The organism is Bombella pluederhausensis (assembly GCF_026385525.1).
GTDB classification, from domain to species: Bacteria; Pseudomonadota; Alphaproteobacteria; order Acetobacterales; family Acetobacteraceae; genus Bombella; species Bombella pluederhausensis.
Genome location: NZ_JANIDY010000001.1, coordinates 559,793 through 586,356, shown reverse-complemented (window position 1 = coordinate 586,356; position 26,564 = coordinate 559,793). Strand labels below are relative to the sequence as shown.

The 26,564-nt window shown below is 56.2% G+C and carries 25 protein-coding genes; 7 read left to right on the top strand and 18 right to left on the bottom strand.

Annotated elements, in window-relative coordinates; genetic code table 11:
* Positions 1-31: 31 nt before the first annotated feature.
* The 11 genes from NQF86_RS02580 to NQF86_RS02530 form a co-directional block, all read right to left on the bottom strand.
* Entirely contained in the window at positions 32-490 is a 459-nt protein-coding gene (locus NQF86_RS02580; protein WP_266116446.1) for a type II toxin-antitoxin system RatA family toxin, read from the bottom strand.
* Positions 490-1,470 (bottom strand): lipoyl synthase, encoded by a 981-nt coding sequence (lipA, locus tag NQF86_RS02575; RefSeq protein ID WP_266116036.1) that lies wholly within the window; start codon positions 1,468-1,470, stop codon positions 490-492. The genes NQF86_RS02580 and lipA overlap by 1 nt, the downstream gene beginning before the upstream one ends.
* Positions 1,471-1,473: 3 nt before the next feature.
* Positions 1,474-2,880 carry a dihydrolipoyl dehydrogenase gene (lpdA, locus tag NQF86_RS02570; protein WP_266116035.1) on the bottom strand — a complete coding sequence of 469 codons (1,407 nt, stop codon included), beginning with the start codon at positions 2,878-2,880 and terminating at the stop codon, positions 1,474-1,476.
* A gap of 3 nt (positions 2,881-2,883) precedes the next feature.
* Positions 2,884-4,128, bottom strand: a complete 1,245-nt coding sequence (locus NQF86_RS02565) for a pyruvate dehydrogenase complex dihydrolipoamide acetyltransferase (RefSeq protein ID WP_266116034.1) — start codon at positions 4,126-4,128, stop codon at positions 2,884-2,886.
* Positions 4,129-4,133: 5 nt separating this feature from the next.
* On the bottom strand, positions 4,134-5,507 hold the full coding sequence (locus NQF86_RS02560; RefSeq protein ID WP_266116033.1) for a pyruvate dehydrogenase complex E1 component subunit beta: 1,374 nt from the start codon (positions 5,505-5,507) through the stop codon (positions 4,134-4,136).
* 3 nt (positions 5,508-5,510) lie between these two features.
* On the bottom strand, positions 5,511-6,515 hold the full coding sequence (pdhA, locus tag NQF86_RS02555; RefSeq protein WP_266116032.1) for a pyruvate dehydrogenase (acetyl-transferring) E1 component subunit alpha: 1,005 nt from the start codon (positions 6,513-6,515) through the stop codon (positions 5,511-5,513).
* Between the two features lie 115 nt (positions 6,516-6,630).
* Positions 6,631-7,596: an indole-3-glycerol phosphate synthase TrpC gene (gene trpC, locus NQF86_RS02550; protein WP_266116031.1), complete on the bottom strand. Its 966-nt coding sequence runs from the start codon at positions 7,594-7,596 to the stop codon at positions 6,631-6,633.
* A 48-nt stretch (positions 7,597-7,644) separates the two neighbouring features.
* Positions 7,645-8,718, bottom strand: a complete 1,074-nt coding sequence (gene trpD, locus NQF86_RS02545) for an anthranilate phosphoribosyltransferase (RefSeq protein WP_266116030.1) — start codon at positions 8,716-8,718, stop codon at positions 7,645-7,647.
* Positions 8,718-9,317, bottom strand: a complete 600-nt coding sequence (locus NQF86_RS02540) for an anthranilate synthase component II (protein ID WP_266116029.1) — start codon at positions 9,315-9,317, stop codon at positions 8,718-8,720. Before NQF86_RS02540 ends, trpD begins: the two co-directional genes overlap by 1 nt.
* Positions 9,314-10,828 carry an anthranilate synthase component I gene (gene trpE, locus NQF86_RS02535; protein WP_266116028.1) on the bottom strand — a complete coding sequence of 505 codons (1,515 nt, stop codon included), beginning with the start codon at positions 10,826-10,828 and terminating at the stop codon, positions 9,314-9,316. Before trpE ends, NQF86_RS02540 begins: the two co-directional genes overlap by 4 nt.
* A complete protein-coding gene (locus tag NQF86_RS02530) occupies positions 10,825-12,792 on the bottom strand; it encodes a peptidylprolyl isomerase (RefSeq protein WP_266116027.1) in 1,968 nt (655 codons plus the stop codon). The genes trpE and NQF86_RS02530 overlap by 4 nt, the downstream gene beginning before the upstream one ends.
* Positions 12,793-12,950: 158 nt before the next feature.
* Here NQF86_RS02530 and tpiA point away from each other — a divergent pair, with 158 nt between their 5' ends.
* From tpiA to kdsA, 4 genes are all read left to right on the top strand, one after another.
* Positions 12,951-13,745: a triose-phosphate isomerase gene (gene tpiA / locus NQF86_RS02525; protein WP_266116026.1), complete on the top strand. Its 795-nt coding sequence runs from the start codon at positions 12,951-12,953 to the stop codon at positions 13,743-13,745.
* Between the two features lie 18 nt (positions 13,746-13,763).
* Positions 13,764-14,093, top strand: a complete 330-nt coding sequence (gene secG / locus NQF86_RS02520; RefSeq protein ID WP_266116025.1) for a preprotein translocase subunit SecG — start codon at positions 13,764-13,766, stop codon at positions 14,091-14,093.
* A 74-nt stretch (positions 14,094-14,167) separates the two neighbouring features.
* Positions 14,168-15,811 carry a CTP synthase gene (locus tag NQF86_RS02515; protein WP_266116024.1) on the top strand — a complete coding sequence of 548 codons (1,644 nt, stop codon included), beginning with the start codon at positions 14,168-14,170 and terminating at the stop codon, positions 15,809-15,811.
* Positions 15,808-16,632, top strand: coding sequence for a 3-deoxy-8-phosphooctulonate synthase (kdsA, locus tag NQF86_RS02510; RefSeq protein ID WP_266116023.1), 825 nt, complete (start codon positions 15,808-15,810; stop codon positions 16,630-16,632). The genes NQF86_RS02515 and kdsA overlap by 4 nt, the downstream gene beginning before the upstream one ends.
* Before the next feature lie 22 nt (positions 16,633-16,654).
* Here the strand turns inward: kdsA and NQF86_RS02505 are convergent, their stop codons facing one another.
* Positions 16,655-17,137: a DUF3429 domain-containing protein gene (locus tag NQF86_RS02505; protein ID WP_266116022.1), complete on the bottom strand. Its 483-nt coding sequence runs from the start codon at positions 17,135-17,137 to the stop codon at positions 16,655-16,657.
* A gap of 113 nt (positions 17,138-17,250) precedes the next feature.
* Between NQF86_RS02505 and eno the strand changes: the two genes are divergently transcribed.
* Both eno and NQF86_RS02495 read left to right on the top strand, forming a co-directional pair.
* On the top strand, positions 17,251-18,534 hold the full coding sequence (gene eno, locus NQF86_RS02500) for a phosphopyruvate hydratase (protein ID WP_266116021.1): 1,284 nt from the start codon (positions 17,251-17,253) through the stop codon (positions 18,532-18,534).
* A gap of 197 nt (positions 18,535-18,731) precedes the next feature.
* Positions 18,732-19,055 (top strand): FtsB family cell division protein, encoded by a 324-nt coding sequence (locus tag NQF86_RS02495; protein ID WP_266116020.1) that lies wholly within the window; start codon positions 18,732-18,734, stop codon positions 19,053-19,055.
* A gap of 138 nt (positions 19,056-19,193) precedes the next feature.
* On the opposite strand, the gene rpmG is transcribed toward NQF86_RS02495, so the two are convergent.
* The 5 genes from rpmG to NQF86_RS02470 form a co-directional block, all read right to left on the bottom strand.
* Positions 19,194-19,361: a 50S ribosomal protein L33 gene (gene rpmG, locus NQF86_RS02490; RefSeq protein WP_043561310.1), complete on the bottom strand. Its 168-nt coding sequence runs from the start codon at positions 19,359-19,361 to the stop codon at positions 19,194-19,196.
* 174 nt (positions 19,362-19,535) lie between these two features.
* Positions 19,536-20,909, bottom strand: coding sequence for a hypothetical protein (locus NQF86_RS02485; RefSeq protein ID WP_266116019.1), 1,374 nt, complete (start codon positions 20,907-20,909; stop codon positions 19,536-19,538).
* 140 nt (positions 20,910-21,049) lie between these two features.
* Positions 21,050-21,613: a CDP-diacylglycerol--glycerol-3-phosphate 3-phosphatidyltransferase gene (gene pgsA / locus NQF86_RS02480; RefSeq protein ID WP_266116018.1), complete on the bottom strand. Its 564-nt coding sequence runs from the start codon at positions 21,611-21,613 to the stop codon at positions 21,050-21,052.
* A gap of 44 nt (positions 21,614-21,657) precedes the next feature.
* Positions 21,658-23,535, bottom strand: a complete 1,878-nt coding sequence (gene uvrC, locus NQF86_RS02475; protein ID WP_266116017.1) for an excinuclease ABC subunit UvrC — start codon at positions 23,533-23,535, stop codon at positions 21,658-21,660.
* A 306-nt stretch (positions 23,536-23,841) separates the two neighbouring features.
* Positions 23,842-24,870, bottom strand: coding sequence for a dipeptidase (locus NQF86_RS02470; protein ID WP_266116016.1), 1,029 nt, complete (start codon positions 24,868-24,870; stop codon positions 23,842-23,844).
* A gap of 102 nt (positions 24,871-24,972) precedes the next feature.
* On the opposite strand from NQF86_RS02470, the gene NQF86_RS02465 reads away from it, so the two are divergent.
* The gene (locus NQF86_RS02465) at positions 24,973-25,767 is read left to right on the top strand and encodes an exodeoxyribonuclease III (RefSeq protein WP_266116015.1); all 795 of its coding nucleotides are present in this window, start codon (positions 24,973-24,975) and stop codon (positions 25,765-25,767) included.
* 67 nt (positions 25,768-25,834) lie between these two features.
* On the opposite strand, the gene NQF86_RS02460 is transcribed toward NQF86_RS02465, so the two are convergent.
* Complete coding sequence (locus NQF86_RS02460; protein ID WP_266116014.1) at positions 25,835-26,536, bottom strand: response regulator transcription factor; 702 nt, start codon at positions 26,534-26,536, stop codon at positions 25,835-25,837.
* Positions 26,537-26,564: the final 28 nt, after the last annotated feature.

Sequence of the window (26,564 nt, the reverse complement as noted above, 5' to 3'; positions counted from 1 at the left end):
GCCGTATTTTTACTACGGCGAAGCATTCTCTTTACGGAAGCTGCTGGTCGTTCCCCTTGGGTGGCCCGTAAATCTTACCTGCCCGTGTAATAAAAGCCTTCACCATGAGGCGAACACCCTCATTGAAGACCATCCCGATAGCATTCCGCAGAAGACGAGACCGAAACTCGAAATCCACGAAGAAATCAACACGGCACCCCTGCCCTTCCGGGGTGAAGGTCCAGACATTCTTGAGATGCTTAAAAGGACCACGCTCATAACCCACGATGATACGATCGGGACGCTCCAGCCGTACACGGCTTGTATAGCTCTCCCGAAACGGCCCAAAGCCGATTGTCAAATCAGCCAGCAGCTCATGTTCCGTACGGGACCGGACAACGGAACGGACACACCATGGCAGAAACTCGGGATATTTACCCACATCCGCCACTAGATCGAAAAGCTGCTCAGCGGAGTACGGGATCACTCTCTGCTCGGCATGTGTCGGCATCAATCCTGACCTTTTTTCAGACGGCGTGCCCGGGCCTCACGCAGTTCGGCAAAGTCCCGATCCGCATGATAGGAAGACCGGGTCAACGGCGATGAACTGACCTGAAGAAAGCCCTTTGCACGGGCCATAGCCCCATAATCAGCAAATTCATCCGGTGTGACGAATGACTTTACCGCAGCATGTTTAACCGTTGGCTGCAAATACTGCCCCAGAGTCAGGAAGTCGACATCCGCAATACGGAAATCATCCATCACCTGCGCTACTTCCATCTTTTCCTCACCCAATCCCAGCATCATACCGGATTTGGTGAAGATAGACGGATCAAGCTTCTTGACGTCATCCAGAAGGCGGACGGACTGATAGTAGCGGGCACCCGGACGAATACCCGGATAAAGCCGAGGAACAGTCTCGATGTTATGATTGAACACGTCAGGTCGGGCTTCCACCACCACTTCCAGTGCACCCGGCTTCCGCAGAAAGTCCGGTGTCAGGATTTCGATGGTCGTGTCGGGGGAAGATGCCCGAACAGCAGCAATCACATCAGCAAAATGCTGGGCCCCACCATCAGGCAGGTCATCACGATCCACGGATGTGATGACCACATGCTTCAGCCCCAGCTTGGCCACAGCCTCTGCCACATGAGCGGGCTCGTCAGGGTCCAGCTTGTTGGGCAGACCTGTCGTGACGTTACAGAAGGCGCAGGCCCTCGTACATATCTCGCCCATGATCATCATGGTCGCATGGCGCTGGGACCAGCACTCCCCGATATTCGGGCAGGCTGCTTCTTCACAGACAGTCGCCAGGCCATGCTTGCGCATCAGCTCTCTTGTTTCATCATAGACGGGATTGTTGCCCGGAGCCTTCACCCGAATCCATGAAGGTTTCTTCTGGATCGGGTTATCCGGCCGGTGGGCTTTTTCTGGATGGCGTATGGCCGCCATACGCTCCCGCTGATGATTGATAACGATACGCTGAACCATGAATTAGATGTGCAGTGCACCCTCGTAAGCGGCAAGGACAGCCTCATGCATCGTCTCGGAAATGGTCGGATGCGGGAAGACTGTTTCCATCAGCTCAGCATCTGTCAGCTCACCCGTGCGGGCGATGACATACCCCTGAATCATCTCCGTCACTTCGGAGCCGATCATATGAGCACCAAGCAGCTCGCCTGTTTCGGCATCGAAGACCGTCTTCGTCATGCCGTCTGGCTCACCCATGGCTACAGCCTTACCGTTGGCAAGGAAGGGGAAACGCCCGACACGGACCTTATAGCCCTCTGCCTTGGCCTTCTCCTCACTCAGCCCCACGGAAGCGACCTGCGGGCGAGCATAGATGCAGCCCGGAATGTTGCGGGCATGCAGCGGTTCCGGAGAACGGCCACTGATCTTCTCAACACAGATCACACCTTCATGGCTTGCCTTGTGAGCCAGCCACGGCGGAGCCGCCACGTCACCAATGGCGTAGATACCCGGTTCACCCGTACGGCAGAACTCGTCTGTCTGGATGTGAGAACGGTCAACCTTGACCTTCGTGCCCTCAAGACCGAGGTCTTCCACATTGCCAACAATACCAACAGCGCAGATCACACGGTCCACCGTCAGATCAACCTTGCCCTTGGCCGTTTCGATCGTGGTGGAGACCTCATTGGCACCCTTCTTCAGCGGACCGACCTTGGCACCCATATGGATGGTCATGCCACGCTTCTCGAAGGCCTTATGCGCCTGTGCGCTGATCTCGGCATCTTCTGTCATGAGGATACGATCAGCCACCTCGGCAATCGTCACCTCACAGCCAAGGTCACGGTAGAAGGAGGCGAACTCAATGCCAATGGCACCGGAACCAATGACCAGAAGACGCTTGGGCAGCGTATCCGGCGTCATGGCCTCACGGGCACCCCAGATGAGCTTACCATCCGTCTCCAGACCGGGAAGCTGACGCCCCCGTGCCCCGGTAGCCAGAATGACATGTGGTGCACGGATCTGCCCCGTTTCCTTGCCGTCCTTCGTGATGGAGACCTTATGGGCCTCCCCTGCACGACCGGCCAACTTGCCACGACCATCAAAGGTCTTGACCTTGGCCTTCTTCAGCAGGTGAGCAACGCCCTTGCCCATCCTGTCTGCCACGCCACGAGAGCGCTTCACGATAGCAGCAAGGTCAAAGGACGGCTGACTGGCAGAAAGGCCATATTCCTGAAGATGACCCAGCGTATGATACACCTCAGCGGAACGCAGCAGGGCCTTTGTGGGGATACAACCCCAGTTGAGGCACACGCCGCCCATATGGGTGCTCTCTACCAGAGCCACATTCATACCAAGCTGGCTGGCCCGCAGGGCGGCCACATAGCCCCCCGGACCGCCACCGATCACAATAAGATCAAAAAGGTCAGACATGAATCAAAGCACCAGAGAATAAGGGTTCTGAATAAGGTCACGCAGCACATTGAGCCACTGCGCACCAAGAGCACCATCCACGGCACGATGATCCACCGAGAGCGTGGCTGTCATGACAGTTGCCACAGCCAGCTCACCATCCCGCACCACAGGGCGTTTCTCACCAGAGGCAACGGCCAGGATGGCAGCCTGCGGCGGATTGATGATGGCGGCGAAATCCTTCACGCCAAACATGCCCATGTTGGAGATGGAGAACGTCCCGCCCTGATAATCCTCAGGAGAGAGTTTGCCATCACGAGCACGGGTCGCAAGGCTGCGGGCCTCCTGACTGATTTCCTTGAGGCTCTTGCGGTCAGCCTGACGGATGACCGGCGTCACCAGCCCATCCGGTATGGAGACAGCCATGGAAATGTCCACATCCTCAAAATGCAGCATCTCGGCTTCGGTGAACTGGACATTCAGACCCGGCAGCTTCTTCAGAGCCAATGCTACGGCCTTGATGACCATGTCATTGACGGAAATCTTGCAGCCTTCAGCCTCAAGAGCCTTGTTCAGCTGGCTGCGCAGAGCCAGCAGGGCATCCAGCTCGATATCAACCGAGACATAGAAATGCGGAACCTGTGTCTTGGACTCTGTCAGGCGGCGGGCAATGACCTTCCGCATGCCAGAATGCTTCACATGCTCGACATGGCCCGCTGCTGGTGCCGCAGAATGGGCCGCCGGAGCAGGCTTCTGCCCCTTCGCCTTCTCTACGTCACGGCGCAGGATACGGCCATTAGGGCCTGTCCCTGTCAGGCTGGCAATATCGACCCCATGCTCTTTAGCCACACGGCGGGCCAACGGAGAAATGAAAATACGCTCGCCCTTGCCCTTGTCAACCACAGCAGGCTTCTTATCGGGATCGAAAGAAGAAATTTCGATCGGGGCCGGTTTTTCCGCCTTGGCCTCGGTCTTTTCCTCTACCGCAGGCTTGTTACCGGCAGCCGGAGCGTCCGGAACGTCTTCACCCTCGTCCACCAGAATGGCGATCGGGGTTTTCACGGCGACATTCTCGGTCCCCTCCGGGATGAGGATTTTCCCGAGGATACCCTCATCCGCGGCTTCCACTTCCATGGTGGCCTTGTCGGTCTCAATCTCGGCGATCACATCGCCAGACTGGATCATGTCACCTTCTTTTTTAAGCCAGCGGGCAACAGTCCCTTCCGTCATGGTCGGAGACAGGGCCGGCATTAAAATATTGATCGCCATTGGTTTCAGTCTCCAAACTGCTTGCGCACAGCTTCAACAATCCATTCCGGCTTGGGCAGAGCCAGCTTCTCCAGATTTGCTGCATAAGGGAGAGGAATATCCAGCCCACAGACACGAGCCGGAGGCGCATCCAGCCAGTCAAAAGCCTGCTCAACCGCAATGGTGCAGATTTCGGAGCCAATACCTGCGACAGGCCAGCCTTCTTCCACCGATACGATACGGCTGGTCTTCTTCACGCTCTTGATGATCGTTTCCGTATCCAGAGGGCGCAGAGTCCGCAGGTTGATGACCTCAGCATCAATGCCCTGCTCGGCCAGAAGCTCAGCAGCCTCCAGAGCCACACCGACCATGATGGAGAACGCCACCAGCGTTACATCCTTACCTTCACGCTCAATCTTGGCCTTGCCAATCGGCAGGATGAAGTCTTCATCTACCGGGCACGGGAACTTCTTACCGTACAGAATCTCATTTTCCAGAACCACAACCGGGTTCGGATCACGAATGGCCGCACGGAGCAGACCCTTGGCATCAGCGGCAGACCACGGAGCCACAACCTTCAGTCCCGGGATATGGGCATACCAGCTGCCGAAGCACTGGGAATGCTGGGCACCAACACGGGCAGCCGCCCCGTTGGGACCACGGAACACGATCGGGCAGGACATCTGACCGCCGGACATATAACGTGTCTTAGCGGCCGAGTTGATGATGTGATCCACCGCCTGCAGGGAGAAGTTCATCGTCATGAACTCAACGATCGGCTTCACGCCAGAGAGGGCGGCACCAACGGCCATACCTGTGAAACCATGCTCCGTGATCGGCATGTCCATGACACGCTTAGCACCGAACTCGTCCAGCAGACCCTGACTGACCTTATAAGCGCCCTGATACTGGGCGACTTCTTCACCGAGCAGGAAGACATCTTCATCACGGCGCATCTCGGCAGCCATGGCATCACGCAGCGCTTCACGCACTGTGATCTCGGCTGTCTCACCCCATTCTGGCTCAGTAGTTTCTACTGTGGAGCTGCTAGCCGGAGCCTTGGGAGCAGAGGCCGGAGCCGGAATGTTCTTTTCCACCTTTGCCTTAGGCTCAGCCTTCGGGCCAAGGTCCAGAGCATCCGCAGCGGAAGCATCTTCACCTTCTTCCAGAAGAACGGCGATGGGCGTGTTTACAGCCACATGATCCGTCCCCTCGGTGATGAGGATACGCCCCAGAACACCTTCCTCAACGGCTTCCATTTCCATGGTGGCCTTGTCGGTCTCAATCTCGGCGATCACTTCGCCGGGCTTGACCACGTCACCTTCTTTCTTGACCCAACGGGCCAGAGTGCCTTCCTCCATGGTCGGAGAAAGAGCGGGCATAAGAATAGGAGAGGCCATGACTTATTCCCCCACCAGAACATCGGTCCAGAGCTCGGACGCATCCGGCTCAGGGCTGGTTTCTGCAAATTCGGCAGCATCCTTCACAGTGGCCTTCACATCTTTTTCCACTGCTTTGAAGAAGGATTCATCAATACCGTGCTTGATCATTTCTGCTTTCAGAGCTTCGATCGGGTCACGTGTCCGGCGCATCTCGTCCACTTCTGAGCGCTTACGATATTTTGCCGGGTCGGACATGGAATGACCACGATAACGGTAGGTTTCCATTTCCAGCAGGAAGGGCCCCTTGCCAGAACGGCAATGTTCCATAGCTTCCTTGGCAGCCTGATAGACAGCAGCCACATCCATGCCATCCACCTTACGGGACGGAATACCCCACGGAGCCGCGTTCTTTGAAAGGTCCTTCGAAGCAGAAGAACGCTCAATGGACGTACCCATACCGTAGCGGTTATTCTCGATCACATAGAGGCAGGGCAGCTTGTGCAGGGCGGCAAGGTTGAAGCTCTCATAGACCTGCCCCTGATTGGAAGCGCCTTCGCCGAAATAGACGATGGAAACGGCACCGTCCTTCTTATAGGCACTCGTCAAAGCAAGGCCGGTCCCGATGGCCACCTGTGCGCCAACAATACCATGCCCCCCGTAGAACTCCTGTTCTTTGGAGAACATATGCATGGAGCCACCCTTACCATGGGAATAGCCACCTGCACGACCTGTCAGCTCCGCCATGACACCACGCGCTGTCATGCCAGCAACAAGCATCTGACCATGATCGCGGTATGAGGTGATGGACCGATCGCCTTTCTTCATGGCAAGGCCAATACCCGCCACAACGGCTTCCTGACCGATATAAAGATGACAGAAACCGCCAATCAAACCCATACCATAGAGCTGACCAGCTTTTTCCTCAAAGCGGCGAACCAGGAGCATCTCCCTGTAGGCACGCTCCATTTCTTCCTTTGACAGCGCCGGGCCATTCTGGCGGCTCGGCGCACCTGTCATAGAACCCATGACACTCTCCTGGGGCTAATAACTTTGCGTGGGCGGAGTTGTATCAACACTCCACCCCGAAATCCAGCGGGGTCAGAGCCCGCTCTCTCACTTTTTATACCGGGTTAGTACTCTTTTAAAAACCGAGCAAACGCCGGGCGGCAAGGCCGGGATCTTCCTCACGCAGCAAAGACTCACCCACGAGAACAGCACTACAGCCTGCCTCACCAACCTTCGTCAGATCCTCTGTCGTGGCAATGCCACTTTCGGACACGACAAGACGATCCGGCGGCACCTGCGGGGCAAGGTCCAGCGTTGTCTGAATGTCCGTTTTCAGCGTCTTGAGGTTGCGGTTATTGATGCCGATCAGGAAGCTGTCATAGGCAAGTGCCCGGTTCAGCTCCTCCTCATTATGCACCTCAAGCAGCACATCCATATCCAGCCCACGGGCCAGAGCAATCAGCTCAACGGCTTCTTCTTCCTTTAGCGCTGCCATGATGAGCAGAATGCAGTCTGCACCGATCAGACGGCTTTCATGCACCTGCCATGGCTCCAGAATGAAATCCTTCCGCAGAATGGGCAGGCTGCAAGCAGCCCGTACGGCCTGAAGGTCCTCTACACTGCCATGAAAACAGGAGCCCTCCGTCAGAACGGAAATGCAGCTTGCACCGGCATTCTGATAAGAGCGGGCAATCTGGGCAGGATCGTAATCAGGCCGCAGAACACCAGCGGAAGGCGATGCCTTCTTCACCTCAGCAATAAGGCCAACACGCCTATCCGCCGTGATGTGCTGGAGCGCCTGACCAAACCCACGGGTCGGTGTAGAGACCTCCTTGGCACGAGCAGCAATTTCCTTCAGCGGCATGACCTGCATGCGCTGCTCAACATCAAGGCGGGTCCGGGCACAGATACGGGCCAGCACGTCACTGCCATCCCCAGCGACAGGGCAGTCTGTCCCCCCATCTGCCGGAACAGGCTGAGACTCTTCCGTGCTGGATGCTTCCTGTGCACTACTCTCCGCAGATGCACCAGAAACCGGAAACTGTCCGCTGTCCTCGACAGGAGCAAAAGCAGCCCTCGACCGCTGTGGCAAAAAAATCATGTTCGTCCTGAATCTTTACCTTGGAACATTAAGGAACGGTTCTCGCGTTCAGTCCTGAGCACTTACACCCCTTTGAGCACGGATTAAAGCCTCATGAGCCAACCCGTCATCAAGAGACCGTGCGGCCTCGGCAATGTTGCGCCGCAGTGCAGGAACAGAAAGCTGACCATGTTCGAGCACATTGCCACGACCGGCAACATGCAGGCCAACCGCCGCATTCAGCAGGACTGTATCACGATAACAGCCTACCTCTCCACTAAAAAGGCTCATCATGCGCTTTGCATTGCTGGCCGGGTCACCCCCTTTGAGGGCAGCAATCTCATAATGGGGCAGACCCGCCATCTCCGGCGTCAGTGCGAAAGAGATAATCCGCCCCCCTTCCCACACCTCATTATGAGTCGGTCCGGCAAGTGTCAGCTCGTCAATACCGCCTTCATCCGTATGGCCATGTACAACCCATGCGGAAAAAGCCCCAAGCTCCCCCAACACCTGCGCCACAGGATGACACCATGCTTCCGCAAACACGCCCACAAGCTGCCGCCGGACCCGTGCCGGATTGCAGAGCGGGCCCAGAAGATTGAATAATGTCCTGAAACCAAGCTGCTTGCGAACCGGCGCCGCAATCCGCATAGCCGGATGATGGAAAGGAGCGGCCAGAAAAGCGAGCCGACCTTCCTTCAACCGCATTTCCTGCCGCCTATGGTCGGCTTCCGCAGGGATGCCCAGAGCCTCCAGAACATCCGTAGCGCCTGCACGAGATGACAGGGCACGGCCTCCATGCTTGGCCACGGGTACGCCCAGCCCGGCCAGAACAAAAGCCGTAGCGGTGGAGACATTCAATGTCCCCAGACCATCCCCGCCCGTCCCGCAGACATCGACTGTCCCCTCTGGAACCTCATCAAGAGCCTGCATGTTGCGCCGGACGGCACGCACAGCCCCGGCAAGCTCCTCTGCCGTCTCGCCTCTCATCTGGAGGGCTGTCAGAAAAGCCGATAATTCAATGTCTGAAACAGCCCCCTGCATGATGAGCATAAATGCCTGTTCAGCCTCGGCAACATCCAGCTCTTTTCCGGCAGCCACTTTTTTCAAAAGAGGTGCAAAAGGCTTGTCCTGCCTCCCCATCAGCCAGCAGCACCTTCTTTCTGCGGCAGGACGTTGGCCAGCCGGAGGAAGTTAGCCAGCAGCTCACGCCCGGAATTGGACGCAATGCTCTCCGGATGGAACTGCACACCGTGAATCGGATACTCCCGATGCCGCACGCCCATGATGACGCCATCTTCCGTCTTCGCATTGACGATGAGTGAATCGGGAATGCTTGCCGGGTCCAGCGTCAGGCTGTGATAGCGCACCATATCCACCGGGTTCGGCAGACCAGCGAAGACCCCGCTGCCATCATGATGAATGGCATTAATCTTGCCATGCATCGGCACGGAAGCCCGCACGACATCCGCCCCGAACACCTGCCCAATGGACTGATGCCCCAGACAGACACCAAGCACAGGCACCTTCCCGGCCGCCTTTTCAATCAACTCACAGCAGATGCCTGCCTCATCAGGTGAACAGGGCCCCGGTGACAGCACGATGGCAGACGGGTTCATCTCCAGCGCACGATCGGCAGTCAGCGCATCATTGCGTTTGACAGCACACTCCACCCCCAGCGCACCAAAGTGATGCACCAGATTGAAGGTGAAGCTGTCATAATTATCAATCAGCAGAATCATCTGACGGTCTCCTCAGTCTGAGAGGTCTTATCTGTTCTCTCAGATGATGCGCCGGAAGGTGATTTACACCCCCCTTCTGCAGAAACCCTCTGCCGCCCATTATGCACAGCCTGCCTGATTGCCGCTTCTGCTGCCGTAAAGAGCGCACGGGCCTTTGCCCTTGTCTCCTGATATTCGGCTTCCGGATCAGACTCAGCGACCACGCCGCAGCCAGCCTGCACATACATCTGCCCCTCTTTCAGAAGGGCCATACGCAGACCAATACAGGTATCCATATCGCCATCAGCACCGAAATAACCAACACAACCCGCATAAGGGCCACGCCGTGTTGGCTCCAGCTCGTCAATGATTTCCATGGTGCGTATCTTCGGAGCCCCTGTCAGGGTACCGGCTGGGAAAGCTGCAGACAGGGCATCCAGCGCACCACAATCCGGCTTCACCTTCCCCGTCACGGTGGAGGAAATATGCATGACATGACTGTAGCGTTCCACCACAAAACGGTCCGGCACCTCCACGGTCCCTAGCTGGGAGACACGTCCAACATCATTACGGCCAAGGTCGATCAGCATGAGATGTTCGGCGAGCTCCTTGCCATCGGCCAGAAGCTCTTTTTCCAGAGCCAGATCATGCTCACGGTCCTTCCCACGGGGCCGAGTGCCCGCCAGCGGACGGACCGTCACGATACCATCCCGCATCCGCACCAGAATCTCCGGTGACGACCCCACAAGGGTAAACTCACCCAGTTCCATCAGGAACAGGAAAGGCGCTGGGTTAATGCGTCTCAGGCTACGATAGAGCGCCAGAGATGACAGCGGGAAAGCCGTTGTGAAACGCTGACTTGGCACAATCTGGAACGCATCACCGGCAGCGATATAATCCTGCGCCGTCTTCACCTTCTGAAGGAAATCCTCATGGGTGATATTGGAGACAGGTTCATCCAGGTGGCTCCCTTCCGGCAGGGTTTCTGCCGGATCAGGCACGGGCTGACGCAATGCCGTTACGGCCTCTGCCAGCAGAGCCTCACCTTCCGCTGCATCCACGCCATCCCGCAAAGGAGTGGCCAGAATCAGCTCATCCTTCACCGTATCAAACACGGCAAAAAGCCGGGGACGAATCATAACCCCTTCCGGCAGATTCAAGTCATTCGGCGGTGGATTGGGGAGGTCCTCCATCTGCCGGACCATGTCATAGCCCAGCACACCAAAAACACCGCCGATCATCGGCGGCATACCCTCAGGCAGCTCCATCCGGCTTTCATCCAGAAGTGCCTTCAATGACACAAGTGGCGCCGCATCCTCTTTCTGACCATCACGGAAGGCCTGACCATCTTTGCAGCGCCATACTGTATCCGGCAGCAGAGCAATGATGGAGTAGCGCCCTCTGGCCTCACCACCTTCCACACTCTCGAAGAAAAGGCGGTAAGGATCATCAGCCAGACGGGAAAGACGAAGAAAAACAGAGAGCGGCGTCAGCAGGTCTGCCGCTTCTACCCTATGTAAAATCCTGCTCACTGCTGACCTAGCCTTCCTGAAATCATGCTGAGTACCCTGTCATTAATATCGTTGAACAGAGCTGCGTTGAAATGACGTGGGGGAGCCGCACGGGTGTAAGACATGCTCAGCGCCTCCTGAAGATCATTACGATAGGCGGCCGTCATCTGGGCAACCATACGCTGCCGGATGGCCTGCATCAGGGTCGGTGATTCTTCATAGCTCCCCGTCACATTCACGAGCCAGTAACCATCCCCTGCCTGAAGCATGGCTGTCTGCCCGGGCTTCAGCTCAAGAGCAGCCTTCAGGATAAGCTCCGGCACATCATGCCGCAGTTGAAGACGGGAAAAATGTTCATCCTTCTGAAGCATGGCGTCTTCTTTCTGCCCTGCCAGAGCTGAACGCAGCCCCTCTTTCTTCGCCTGCTGGAACAGTGCCGTGGCACGCTGTTCCGTAGCGTGTTTCTGAGCATCGGCTGTCCATGCATCCTTCACGGCCTGCTGGGCTGTTTCATAGCTGTTCTGCTTACTCGGTGTGATGTCATCCACCAGCACAGCAAATGCGCTGCCATCAGGCTCCGTCACAACATGCGGCGGCTCATCCTTCTTCTGGCTGAAAACCTGCTCAATCAGCGCCTGACGCAGAGCTGCATCACCCGGCAATGGGGCCGGCTCACCACCGGGCAGGTTGCCATGCGCATCCAGACTTCCCTCCAGAGGGAACGCACCAATATCAGCCGGCACCTTATCCAGCGTTGTGGACCCAGCCACCGCCTCCTCAAAGGCTCTCTGACGGTCCTTCAGCACGGATGCAGCACGCTCATTTGCCAGGTCCTCACGGATGCTATCCTTCAGACTCTCAAAGCTGACATGCGTGGCGGGCTTGATGGACAGGACATGCACGACACTCCACCCGGCTGCTGTTTGGGCAGGAGCAGAAACCTTGCCTGCCGGTGTAGCAAAAGCCACTTTCCCCAGCGCCGCATCGGGCAGGTCCGTCAGACGAGCATCATTCAGCGTTGCCGGGATAGCCTTGGGATACTGTTTCTGTAGAACAGCCCATGTTTTCCCGCCCTGCCATGCGGATGCAAGCTTCTTGGCTGTTGCTTCATCTGCCACGGCCAGCACTTCAATGGAACGCAGTTCCGGGCTGTTGTAACGAGCCGCCTCAGCCGGGTCCTGCATTTTCAAATTATAAGAGGCCCGAAGGTCTTCATCTGAAATCTGGATCGTCTTTGCCACACTACCTGCCGTCATAACCACGATACGGGCATGGCGGTATTCCGGCTGACGGAACTGCCAGAGATGATTCTGATAATACCGTTTCAGCTGCTCATCAGTCGGCTGGGTGGAGACCTCACTCAGAGAGAAAGGCAAGCGGACCATATCCACCACCTGACCATGGCCGATATAATTCACCATCAGGTCCACTTCCTGCGCCGGCGGCTGCACTGTCTGCCCGAAAGCAAACATGGTTGCAGCACTGTAAAGCATGCGCCGTGTTTCCAGAATCATGTCCTGATGGCTCAGGTTGCTGGCTTTCAGAACATTATCCATCTTGCGGGGATCGAACTTACCGCTGGGGTCTTTGAAATCCGGCATGGAGAAAACGACTTCACGAATCGTTTCATCGCTTGGATTGAGACCATTCCGCTCACCAGCCAGCTCTCCCTCATGCACCAGAATGAGGTTACGCAGGGCTGCATGACCAACCTCCTGCCGCCCCTGAGGGGTCTTCAGGAAATCTGCCGAACCGCCATTCTGCTGCATAGCAAAAGCGACATGCCGCTGGATCGCTTTCTGGAACTCCACAGGCGTAATTTTGCGCGTACCAATCTGCACCACGGTATCACCGTTCAGACCGGCCATACCGCCGCCCATTCCAAAAAAGGTTCCCCCAAGAACGACAAAAGAAACAAAGACCACAAAGGCAATCACCCGGCCGAGCCAGGAGTCAACCAGGAAATGACGCAGGGCAGTAATCATCGAAGGCGCATATCACTTTACTGATGGCAGAATAGCATTAGCCGGGAAAACCCGCTAAGCTGCCCCAGCATAGAGATGCCGACACAGATTGACCAGCACGGCGTGTCCCTTCTTTGATCCATGATCGTGGATACTTCGTGCCGACCGGGGAGAGCAGAATGGCCATCGTACCCAAATTCGTCATTGGGAACTGGAAAATGCAGGCTCGCCACGAGCACGGCCTGAAGCTCGCACGAGACGTTGCCCGCGGCATAAAGGACACTCCACTACCGGAGCACCTCCACACCATCATCTGTCCTCCTTTCACGCAGCTTGATGGTGTCCATCAAGCTCTGGAAGATGAAGGACTTCCCTATGAACAGCTCAGCATGGGGGCACAGGATTGTTACCCCGCCTCCTCCGGCCCCTTCACCGGAGATATTTCTGCCCCGATGATAAAAGATCTTGGGGCCCGTTATGTCATTCTGGGCCATTCGGAACGCCGCCAGAACCACGGTGAGACCGATGCCATCATTCGCCAGAAAGTCAAAGCAGCCACGGCTGCCGGTATTACGCCAATCGTCTGTATCGGCGAGCATCTGGCCGAACGAAACGAGGGACGGGCCGCAAGCGTGCTTGCCACCCAGATTGAAGGATCGCTGACCAGGGGCTTCCGTGGAATCCTGGCTTATGAACCTGTCTGGGCCATTGGTAGCGGCATTACACCCTCCACTGAAGAACTTCAGAGAAAGCTGACACTGATCCGCGCCTTGTTGCCAATGAGGCTCATGACGGATGACATTCGCGTCCCGGTCCTGTATGGCGGGTCTGTAACTTCCGTTCAGGCACCGTCCATCATGTCCATAGAGGCCGTGGATGGTGTTCTGGTCGGCAGTGCCAGCCTTGAAGCACAGAGCTTTCTGGACATCATCGGCGCTGCGGCTGAAGCAACAACGCCTCAGCCCTCCTCATAACCTGTTGGACCTGACTGCATGACCACATTACTGCTTATCCTCACTGTTCTGGTTGCCCTGGCCCTCATTGGCGTTATCCTGATCCAGCGTAGCGAAGGCGGTGGTCTTGGCGTTGGCAGCAGTCAGGGGCTTGGCTCCTTCATGTCCGGCCGGGGTACGGCAACGCTGCTGACCCGCAGCACCGCCGTTCTGGCTGCCATCTTCATGATTCTCTGCCTCTGCCTGGCCGTACTGAACCGTGGGGCCTCCAACGGCGGCGTGACTCATGACATTCTGGCCCATCCGCCTGTCAGCCAGCCTGCTGCTCCTGCCGCTCCGGCGCAGCCTCAGGCACCACAGCATCCCTGACCGTGCATTTTAGGGGAAGCAGAACACATAATCTGCTTTCCCTCACCCCCATCTCCACTATATAAGGGCCTCCCATGACGCGCTTTGTTTTTGTGACGGGTGGGGTTGTATCCTCCCTCGGTAAAGGTATTGCTTCGGCGGCTCTGGCTGCCCTCCTCCAGGCCCGTGGGCATAAGGTCCGCATCAGGAAACTGGACCCTTATCTGAATGTTGATCCGGGCACGATGAGCCCCTATCAGCATGGTGAGGTGTTCATCACTGATGACGGCGCCGAGACTGATCTTGATCTCGGTCATTATGAGCGTTTTACGGGTGTTCACGCCCGCCGCTCAGACAACACCACGACAGGCCGCATCTACTCCAACGTCATCGCCCGTGAACGCCGTGGCGATTACCTCGGGGCAACCGTTCAGGTCATTCCGCACATCACCGATGCCATCAAGGAAGCCGTAGTTTCCGATACGGATGGTTATGATTTCGTGCTGGTCGAGATTGGCGGCACAGTCGGCGATATTGAAAGCCTTCCCTTTCTGGAAGCCATCCGCCAACTCCGCAATGACCTCGGTCATGAGAACACGATGTGTGTTCACCTGACCCTCCTGCCCTACATTCCCTCCGCTGGTGAGCTGAAAACGAAACCGACCCAGCATTCCGTCAAAGAACTCCAGAATGTTGGGCTTCAGCCGCAGATTCTGCTCTGCCGGTCCGACCGCCCCATTCCGCAGACAGAACGGCAGAAAATTGCCAGCTTCTGTAATGTGCGCCCCGAGGCCGTGATTGCCGCTCTGGATGTTGACACTATCTATGCCTGCCCGATCGCCTATCACGAGCAGGGTATGGACCGTGAAGTCCTGCGCTATTTCGGCCTGCCGCATGAAACAGCTCCTGACCTCTCCCGTTGGGAAAAGATCGTCCGTGGTGTGCGGGAGCCCAAAGGGGAAGTCCGTATCGGGATTGTCGGTAAATATACCGCCCTGCTGGACAGCTATAAATCTCTGGCAGAAGCGCTGCTGCATGGCGGCATTGCCCAGGATGTCCGTGTTCATATGAACTGGATTGACGCCGAAGAACTGGAGAATCCAAACAACCTTGAAGAACTCCTGCAGGGTATGGATGGTATTCTCGTTCCCGGCGGTTTCGGTGAACGTGGCTCCGAAGGCAAGATCAATGCCGTACGCTACGCCCGTGAGAATAAGATTCCTTTCCTCGGCATCTGCTTCGGTATGCAGATGGCGGTGATTGAATGTGCCCGCTCACTCGCTGGCCTGAAGAAAGCCTCCTCCACGGAGTTCGGTCCCACAGATGAACCTCTGGTTGGCCTCATGACCGAATGGGCCCGTGGTACGGAGCTTCTGCGCCGCCGTGAAGGCGGAGACCTTGGCGGTACCATGCGTGTGGGCGCCTATCCGGCTAAGCTGGTCGAAGGGTCCCGTGTGGCAGAAGTGTACGGGAAGACGGAAATTCGTGAGCGCCACCGTCACCGCTGGGAAGTCAATGTCCATTACCGTGAGGTACTGGAAAAGACGTCTCTCCGTTTCTCCGGCATGTCCCCGGACGGCGTATTGCCGGAAGTGGTGGAATATCCTGATCACCCGTGGTTCATTGGTGTTCAGTATCATCCGGAACTGCTTTCCAAGCCGTTTGACCCCCATCCGCTCTTTACCGGCTTCGTTGGGGCCGCGAAGAAAGAACATCTGTCACGGGAACAGGATGCATGAATGTTCCGGTTGGAAACTTCGTCATTGGTCAGGATCAGCCTTTTCGGCTGATCGCTGGTCCCTGCCAGATTGAATCCCGTGACCATGCGTTCTTCATGGCCGAATCACTGCGTGAGTTGTGTCAGGAACTGGATATCGGGCTGATCTATAAAAGCAGCTTCGACAAGGCCAACCGTAGTTCTGTAAAAGCGGCCCGTGGGGTCGGGATGGAAGAAGGGCTGAAAATCCTTTCTGATATCCGTGCCCATTTCGACATTCCTGTCCTGACAGATGTTCATGCACCGGAACAGTGTGCACCAGCAGCAGAGGCTGTTGATGTCCTCCAGATTCCGGCTTTCCTCTGTCGTCAGACGGACCTGCTGCTTGCCGCAGGTCGAACGGGTAAGGCCATCAATGTCAAAAAAGGGCAGTTTCTGGCCCCGCAAGACATGCAGAACGTGGTGGACAAGCTGAAATCCACAGGCAATGAGCGCATTCTGCTCTGCGAACGTGGCACCTGCTTTGGCTATAACACGCTCATCAATGATATGCGTGGGCTACCCATCATGGCCCGGACAGGTTTCCCTGTCGTGTTCGATGCCACACACTCCGTCCAGCAGCCCGGTGGACTAGGAACGGCTACAGGGGGACAGAGAGAGTTCGTTGCCCCTCTCGCCCGTGCTGCTATTGCCACAGGCGTCAGCGCCCTCTTTATCGAGACCCATCAGGAGCCAGACACGGCCCCCAGTGATGGCCCCACTATGATTCCGCTTTCGGAGATGCGCAGCCTGCTCGCTTCGCTCAAGAAACTGGATCGGCTCGTCAAGGAGGAGGTCCTCTAAAGAGAGGACCTTCTACCTGCCTTCAGAATTGCCCCTGCGGGGACAGCAGAGCCAGCAAGAACCCCACCACACAGAGCCCGGTGCTAATCGTCCGGACCATGAAATAACCCGGTGGCAAATCACCGCAACGGTTTGCGATTCGCTCCAATGCGAACATGCCAGCAAAACCGATTGCTTCCAGCCCGAACCCTGTTCGCAGGCTTCCCAATAGTCCTACACAGAGGGACAACCACCCCCACAGAAAAGCAAATGCACCCATCAGGAGCGCCCGCCTGTCCCGTAGCCCTTCACCTTTGGGCAGAATGATTGTCGGCTTGCTGGCTAGTAGCCCCCACTGCACGGCTCCATAGAACGATAGCAGGCAGCCTCCATAAGCCAAGAGGATCACACTAAGGTGAGGCAGAGAGGTCAACACCCCGGCCAGAAACAGCCATCCACCCACAAAAAAAGGAAAAACGCCGCCAAGCGCAACAAGCATGGCAGCCGTGACAGGAAATTGTCGCATCTTAATTGACCTCAGGTGCATATTTTGAGACTGAAATAGAGCGAAAGCGGATCCGAGCCTGCACCTGATGATAGGCCCTTCAGGGTCCGCCGCATAGAGTCAGGAGAATTCCCTTGAGCGCTATTGTTAATATTACTGCCCGCGAAATTCTGGACAGCCGTGGCAACCCGACTGTTGAGGTAGATGTTGAACTGGCCTCCGGTGTTACCGGCCGCGCCGCCGTTCCTTCCGGTGCCTCCACCGGTGCCCACGAAGCTGTAGAGCTGCGTGATGGTGATAAAAAACGCTTCCACGGCAAGGGTGTCCTGAAGGCTGTCAACGCCGTGAACACAGAAATTGCCGATGCACTGCGTGGCATGGAATCTGAAGACCAGATCGCCATTGACCAGGCCATGATTGATCTCGATGGCACACCGAACAAGGGCCGCCTTGGTGCCAACGCTATCCTCGGTGTCTCCCTCGCCGTGGCACGTGCTACAGCTGAGGAGCTGGACCTGCCGCTGTACCGCTATGTTGGTGGCACATTTGCCCACGTTCTGCCCGTGCCGATGATGAACATCATCAACGGTGGTGAGCATGCCGACAACGCCATCGACTTCCAGGAATTCATGATCCAGCCGGTCGGTGCGTCTTCCGTTGCCGAAGCCATCCGTATGGGTTCTGAAATCTTCGCTTGTCTGAAGAAAGAGCTGCACAAGAACGGCCTGAACACGAACGTCGGTGATGAAGGTGGCTTCGCTCCGAACCTGAGCTCCACCGAAGAAGGCCTGAAGTACATCGAAAAGGCTGTTACGGACGCTGGCTACAAGTTCGGTAAGGACATCACCCTTGCCCTCGACTGTGCTTCTTCCGAGTTCTACAAGAACGGCCGTTATGAGATGAAGGGCGAAGGCAAGAGCTTCTCCTCCAGCGAAATGGTCTCCTACCTGGAAGAACTGACCAAGAAATTCCCGATCGTCTCCATCGAAGACGGTCTGGCAGAAGATGACTGGGAAGGCTGGAAAGAGCTGACCGAGCGCCTTGGCCACCGTGTCCAGCTGGTTGGTGATGATCTGTTCGTGACCAACCCGGCCCGCCTGAAGGAAGGCATTGAGAAGGGCGTTGCCAACTCCCTGCTCGTGAAGGTGAACCAGATCGGTTCTCTGACAGAGACACTGCATGCCGTGGAAATGGCTCAGCGCGCTGGCTACACCACTGTGATGAGCCATCGCTCTGGTGAGACAGAAGACACCACCATTGCTGACCTCGCTGTCGCCGTGAACACCGGGCAGATCAAGACAGGCTCCCTGTCCCGCTCTGACCGTATGGCCAAGTACAACCAGCTGATCCGCATCGAGCAGCAGCTGGGTAAGAGCGCCAAGTATGCTGGCCACAGCATCCTGAAGGCTCGTAAGTAAGTCTGCAAAAACAGTCACTGGTCGGGTCACCTGACCACTGACTGAAAAAGCCCCTACCCCTTCGGGTGGGGGCTTTTTTCATGTGTAATGAAACGCTGCTCCTCCTGAAAAGAAAAGACGCTTCTTGCCTATTCTATTAAACAACCTATAAATGACAGACTGTTCTGCTTCGTAATGAGCGTGGAGGAGCCTTTCATATGACCGCTATGCTACGGCGTGGAGTGGGTGCCGTTTTTGCTCCTCTCCTGTTCCTTGTGCTGACAGCCTATTTCATGTGGAATGCCCTGCACGGCAATCTCGGTATTGAAGCCTATCAACACCAGAAGAAATTACAGGCCGAGGCACAAGCTGCCCTGCGTGATGCCCATCAAGAGCTGGATATTTGGCACCGCCGGGTCATGGCCCTGAATGAGAATGCGCTGGACCCAGATATGCTGGATGAACGCAGTCGGGTCATGCTCAATAGCAGCCACAAAGGGGATCTGGTCATCCCCTATGGTGACAAGAACCAGCTCTACTGATCCCCTCACCGGCAGTTTATGCTGATGCCATCACACGCATGACATCAGCAACCTGCACTTAGAGCAGCAACATTTTTCTCTCATAAAAAAAGCGGCCCAGAAGGCCGCTTCTTTCATAGCATCGGAAAATCCTGATGCTTACTTGATCTTTGCTTCACGGAAGACAACGTGCTTACGCACGACCGGGTCGTACTTGCGCACTTCCATCTTGCCCGTTGCTGTACGAGCATTCTTCTTCGTGACATAGAAATAGCCCGTATCTGCGGAAGAAACGAGACGGATCATGATTACGTTTGTCTTGGCCATATTACCCTCGGACTGCTGCCGCGTGATGGGGCGCCGCTTCATCATTATCGGAGCAGCACATCCCCCTATATCTGGACGGAACAATGATACCTTGTGCCTTTCAGGTCAAGCCCTTTCAGGCACGGTATCCCCTCCATAAGAAAGATTAATGTTCTTTTTTCCCAGAAACCTCTCTTACTTATCCCAGTCAAACTGATACACGCCACCATCATCATGATGATGGGACCGCTTGTGAGACTTCGGACTGCTATAGCCCATCATATCAACGAAATCATCGCCCTGCTGCTCATGAGAATGATGCTTCTTCTCTGGAGCCTTCTCCGGCCGAGCCCGATGTTTTTCAGGGACAGTCTTATGCTTTTCAGAAACGACAGCCGGATGCTTCTCAGCCTCCTCATGCCGTTTATGAGCATGTTTATGCTCCGTCTTATCCTTCCGAGACTTTACGGAAACAGTCGCATTCTCAGGAACCTCTACGACAACGTCTTCCTTATGCTTGTGATGCCGAGACGGCTTGACTGTCACAGCCTCCTCAGACTGAGAACGGGGCAGTTTTACGACCACGTCATCCCGAGAATGCGGTGCCTCAACAGCCACCTCTTTCTGAGGCTGAGGACGTGGATGAGCCACAGCCACATCATTCTTAGGCATCGGCGGCGGCGGTGCAATCGCCACATCTCTCTGAACCTGCCGATGCGGCGGCTCCGCAACCGCTGGTGCCTCAGGCTGAGGGCGGGGATGAGCCACGACCACGTCATCTTTAGGCATTGGCGGCGGCGGTGGAACAGCCACATCTCTCCGAGCCTGCCGATGCGGCGGCTCCGCAACCACTGGCGCCTCAGGCTGAGGGCGGGGATGAGCAACAGCCACATCATCCTTAGGCTGTGAAGGCACAGGCGGCACAACCATCACATCCTTTCGAGCCTGCGGTTGTGCTTGCACTGCGGGCTCTCCGTCCTCTCGACTATGAGACGGTGCAGCACGGCTTCCCGTATCAGAACCACCAGGCTGGAACGTCTTTGCTTTCTCGAAAAGAGCGGCCTTGTCCTTGCTGACAATCTTCACGCTGCCATCAGGTGCGATCAGCGTATCCGTGCCGTCTCCATTCGGAATGGCCACAGTCCCGCTGTTCACAGGCTCAAGATAAGGAGGCGCATTATCCTGCACGTGGGATGTAATGGGCTTGCCAATAGGCACCACTTCCTTGCCGGCCCCGTATTGCTTGCCAACATCTTCCCCGACAGCCATGCCTTGCCCATCAGCAAGCTGCTGTTTCAGGTCTTCTTCCAGCTGAGGCTGGGCCTTCCGCCATTTTTCGATGAAATGAGCGTTGGAGCGGCTCACATCCTGCAGGCTGGGAACAGGCTCCGGCTGACCGGGCCAGACATCGCCTGTCTCTGGCAGGATCGGCACGGTGCTGAGCTTCGCACCACGGACACGCTGCGCCGTTTCGCTCTGTGAATCCGGCGTATTCGGGGTGCCATAAGGGTTTACGGTATCATGAATGTGCCGGTCCAGCCCGGTACAGCTGACCGCAAGAAAGGACATTATGACGACGCCTGCCCTCTTCATTCTCCCTTCTTTGGTCTTCATTCCATACCCTCTGTCACATCATGCCCCGGCACTGGGAGAACGTCGCCCGGACTCCCGCTACCACTATATTGATCCACCTGATACTTCAAGCAGTCCTATCCCCGCATCCGTGCCACGGTCGCCCTGAGATAACCCGTCCCCGTCAGAAGTGTCGGGACGACAGACAGCCAGAGCAGCACCGCACCGACCATTCCAGAATAACGGGCCACCTCATGGAAGGGCCCTGCATCCCCCTGCCCAATAATGAGGAAACCAATCGCCACCATCTGCACGCCTGTCTTCCACTTGGCCAGACGAGTAGAAGGGATCATCTCATTATGGGAGGCCATATACTCCCGCAATCCACTTATCAGTATTTCCCGCAGCATAATAAGAATAGCTGCGTAGAGAGACCCAAAACGCAATCCCCCCATACCGGCAAGAGCCAGAAGAAGCCCACCCACAAGCAGCTTATCTGCAATAGGGTCCATCATGCGACCTAGATCCGATGTCAGCCCCTGTTTACGGGCCAGCGCACCATCCAGATAGTCCGTCACACACGCCCCGACATAGAACAGGAAGGCCAGGTCCGCCCACAGCCCACCCACTGCCAAAAACCCGACAAGCACGGGAATGACAAGGATACGGAACAGCGTGAGAAGGTTGGGGAGATTGATCACCGTATATCCCTATTTGGCATGCCTTCCCCAACAACAATGCTCAGTCAGGGGTTTCTGAAGACGTCACTTTGCTCTCTTACCCATTCTGGATGGAAATATCCATAAATGACCTGCGCCATTTCACGATTAATTCCCGGTACAGTCTCCAGTTCTTCCAATGCAGCCTGACGAACGTGCCGTAACGACCCGAACCGGGTCAATAATGCTTTCTTACGGGCCGGGCCAATGCCGGGAATATCATCCAGCCCGGAATGGGTCAGCGCCCGAGAGCGGCCAGCCCTGTGTGTTGTAATAACAAAGCGATGCGCCTCATCCCGCAACCTTTGGAGATAATAAAGGACGGCATCATTCACCGGCAACTGAAACGGCTCCTTCCCTTCCACAAAGAACCATTCCCGCCCGGCGTTCCTGTCCACACCCTTGGCGATCCCCACTACAGGAATGGAAGACAACCCCTGCTCCACCAGCATCTCCCGCACGACTCGCACCTGCCCCTTGCCGCCATCAATAAGCAGCAGGTCCGGCCAGTTTTCGCTCCCTACATCAGCCTCGCTGAGCTGGGCAAAACGACGGCTCATCACTTCCTTCATCATGCCGAAATCATCACCGGGAGCTACAGGGCCACGAATGGAAAACTTCCTGTAAGCCCGCTTCACAAAACCTTCCGGCCCTCCGACAATCATGGCCCCATAAGGCGCCTGCCCCATGAGATGAGAGTTGTCATAGACCTCAATCCGCTTGGGTGGTGCTGGCAGATCAAAAAGTTCAGCCACCTTCTTCAACAGAACGGCCTGACCAGCCGTTTCAGCAAGGCGACGCTCCAGAGCTTCACGAGCATTGAGAACCGCATGATCCAGCACAGCCTTCTTCTCGCCCCGCTGAGGCTGAAGAAGCTGCACTTTCTGCCCTCTCTGCAATGTTAATGCCTCACCAAGAAGGGCCTGTTCAGCAGGCTCGATATTGGTCAGCACCTGAGAGGGCGGCTGCTTGTCCTCATAGAACTGGAGCAGAAAAGCCGAAAGGACATCTTCGGCAGGTTCATCAGCCGCATGGCGGGGATAGAACGCCCTGTTCCCGTTATTGCGCCCCCCACGAATGAAGAAGACCTGTATGCAGCTCTGCCCTGCCTGCTGCCACAACGCCACCACATCCGCCTCCTGAATGCTGGCCGGGTTGATTGCCCCGGAGGCCCGCAAATTGGCAAAACCCCGGATACGGTCACGGATCAGAGCCGCCCGCTCAAACGCCATTTCTTCGGCAGCCTGCTCCATCTCTCTGGTCAGGCGCTGTTGCAACTCCCGTCCGCCACCACTCAGGAACTCCTTCGTCTGCTCCACAAGCCCCTGATATTCCGCATGGCTAATCCGGTCCACACAGGGCGCTGAACAGCGCTTGATCTGATAGAGCAGACAAGGACGTGTTCGGGATTCCAGAACACTATCCGTACAGGTCCGCAGCATGAATGTCCGCTGAATGACCTGAATGGTCTGATCCACCGCACGAGATGAAGCAAAGGGCCCCCAGTAGGTCGCCCCCTTCAGGGGTTTGCCTCGCTGCCGCATCAGACGGGGAAAAGTATGGTCACCACTGAGCAGAAGCCACGGATAGCTCTTGTCATCCCGCAGAAGAATATTGAAGCGGGGCTTCATCCGCTTGATGTAATTAGCCTCCAGCAACAAGGCTTCTGCCTCGGTGCGGGTAACGACAATCTCCATACTGACCGTCAGGGAGACCATGAGGCGGAGCCGCTCCGGCAGGCGGGCTACATGCGTGTATGAGGTGACACGCTTCTTCAGGTTCAGTGCCTTACCGACATACAGCACCTCTCCTTTTGTACTGAGCATCCGATACACACCGGGGCTATCGGGAATCGTCTTCAGCGCCTTGCGAATCGCAGCAACGCCTTGGGGTGTTTCAGCCATTTTTCCCTGTTTTCCGCCGCTTTCCTGATGTCATGACAGTTCTTTTACACTCATCCACCATTCCTGTGGAAAAAGCTGTGAATACTCCAAGGGTAAAAGCACGCAGCATAGGGTTTATCTTCTTTTTTCATAGATTGCCCATTTTTTAGGCATACATAGCAACCATCTGAAAAATAACGATTTCTGAAAGATTTTTCCTCCCCAACCGCCTCTACATCTTCGGCTGAGGGGGAAAAGCTCTGTCAATGCCGTTTCGTGAAAAATAATGAAGACAAAAATGCAGAAATTATTGCCAGAAACCGTAATTTACAATTGACATTCTGACATTTTCTGTTCTGCCTTTTCCATCAAACGGAGCATATTCCCACCGCAGACAGCCTGAATCTCAGCATCATCCAGCCCTGTTCGCTGCAAGGCGGCAAGCAGATGATGGGTCTCGCTGGCATCCTGCCAGCCCTCTATCCCACCGCCGCCATCAAAGTCAGAGGAAATGCCAACATGCTCCACACCAATCCGGCGGATGACATACAGCACATGCTCCACAAAATCGGCCAAAGTCCCCCCGCCACCACGGCGCAGGAACGGCCCCATCGCCGTGATCTGGATCAACCCGCCACTGGCCTGCAGGGCATCAAGCTGCCCGTCATCCAGATTCCGGGGATGATCGCACAGGGCACGCACACAGGAATGACTGGCAAAAACCGGCACCGTGGAACACTCCACCGCCTGCATCATGGTCTTGCGAGACGCATGAGAGACATCCACGAGCACGCCATGCCGGTTCATCTCTCCGATAACCTCTCGCCCCAGAGCAGACAGCCCACCATAGGCTTCTTCAGGCCCCTGCCGGGTAACTGCTGAATCCGCCAACAGGTTATGACCATTATGAGTCAGGGTCATGTAGCGCACGCCATAACGCCGGGCGAAGTGAGCAATCCGGGACGGATCATCTGCCAGCGGGTAGCCATTCTCCATGACCGGCACCAGGGCCACCTTCCCAGCTTCCGCTGTCTGACGCACCTCCTGCGCCGTCCGGCACAAGACAGCCCGCCCCGGCACATAGAGGGGCACCATCTCCTCCATAGCCTCCAGCATAGCCTGAGCCCGCCGCCATGCAGCATCATGCCCTACCCCATCAAGAGGGCCCTGTGGCGTATAGGCCGCCAGACAGGCCGCTCCCAGCCCACCAGCCTCCGCTTTGGGAATGGTGAAACGGCGCTCCGCCTCCCTCATGGCAATATCCGTCTGATCCCGCTTCTCCCAGCTGGGCAGACCTTCAGCGGTCTTTTCTTCCCACGGAATATCAATATGAGTATCGATCATCAGGACGGACATGGGTGGGGTTCTCTCCTTATTCATCCCCTCCAGATTGGCGTAAAACCTGTCAATCGCAAGATCATCCCTTGAAATTTCCTGCTCAAGAGGGGATCAGAAGGCATGCGCCTTATTACATGGAATATCAATTCGCTCCGCCTCCGGCTGCCTCTGCTTCAGCGTCTGATTGAAGAACAGGCCCCTGACGTCATCTGCCTTCAGGAAACCAAGGTGCCGGACCCGCTCTATCCTCAGGATGCTCTGGCTGAGCTGGGTTTCCCCCATCAGCTCTATCGTGGCATGAAAAGCTATAATGGAGTCACCATTCTGTCCCGCACACCGCTGGAAGCCGTAGCTGACACGCCAGACTGGTGCGGCAAAACAGACTGCCGCCATGTAGCTGCGACTATCCAGACAAAGTCCGGGCCGGTGACCATCCATAATTTCTATGTTCCCGCCGGGGGCGATATTCCTGACCCTCAGGAAAACGATAAATTCGCCCATAAGCTCGCCTTCCTTGAGGAAGCAACGGCGTGGTTCAAAGCCAATCCACCCAAGCGGAGTATTCTGGTCGGTGATCTCAACATTGCCCCGCTGGAGCATGATGTCTGGAGCCACCGCCAGCTTCTGAAGATCGTCAGCCATACGCCGCCGGAAACATCCCGCCTCATAGACTGGATGAAGGCCGGATTTGAAGACGCCATGCGTAAGGCCATTCCAGAACCCGAAAAGCTTTTCACATGGTGGTCATACCGTAATCGGGACTGGAAGAAATCCAACCGGGGCCGCCGTCTGGACCATATCTGGACAACACCGGACATACTCCCCGGCCTGAACACCATCGAGGTCCTCAGCCCCGTGCGTGACTGGACATCACCATCCGATCATGTGCCTGTCCTGATGGATATAGCACTTTAAAAAAACGAAAAGGCTGACAGGGATCATCCTGTCAGCCTTCGTTATTCTGACCCACTGATCTGAAGACTTACATCTCCGGATTGAGGCAGTATCCACCCCCTTCCGTCAGCAAAATCCCAGCCCGACCATGATCGGGTTCAATCTTCTGGCGCAGGCGATAGATGTGGGTTTCCAGCGTGTGGGTTGTTACCGAGGCATGATATCCCCAGACCTCATGGAGCAGCACGTCCCGTTCCACAGGCTGACCGCCGGCACGATAGAGATATTTGAGGATAGCTGTCTCTTTTTCCGTCAGATGGATGCGGTACCCTTTTTTCTGGTCCGTCAGCTGTTTTCTGGCCGGGTGGAAAACATAAGGCCCAATATCGAACACGACATCTTCGCTATTCTCAAACAGACGGAGCTGCGCCCGAACACGTGCCTTCAGCTCGCCCACACGGAACGGCTTGGCAACATAATCATTTGCCCCGGCATCCAACCCACGAATGACATCATCCTCATCATGAGACCCCGTCATCATGATGATGGGAATATGGACACCCTTGCGCCTCAGCTCAGCACAAAAGTCACGCCCATCCCCATCAGGCAGATTCACGTCCAGCAGAATAACATCAATCCGTCCACCGGGCCGTTCCATGACTTCTTTTGCGACTGTCAGAGTGGCGGCCTGTTCAACCCGGTACACTCCATCATCCCCCAGCTGCTCAGCAAGTAGAGGACGCAAGGCATCATCATCGTCAACAATCAGTATTGAGTGATGAGCATTCATGTTTCAGAAATCCTGTCCGTAGCAGTAT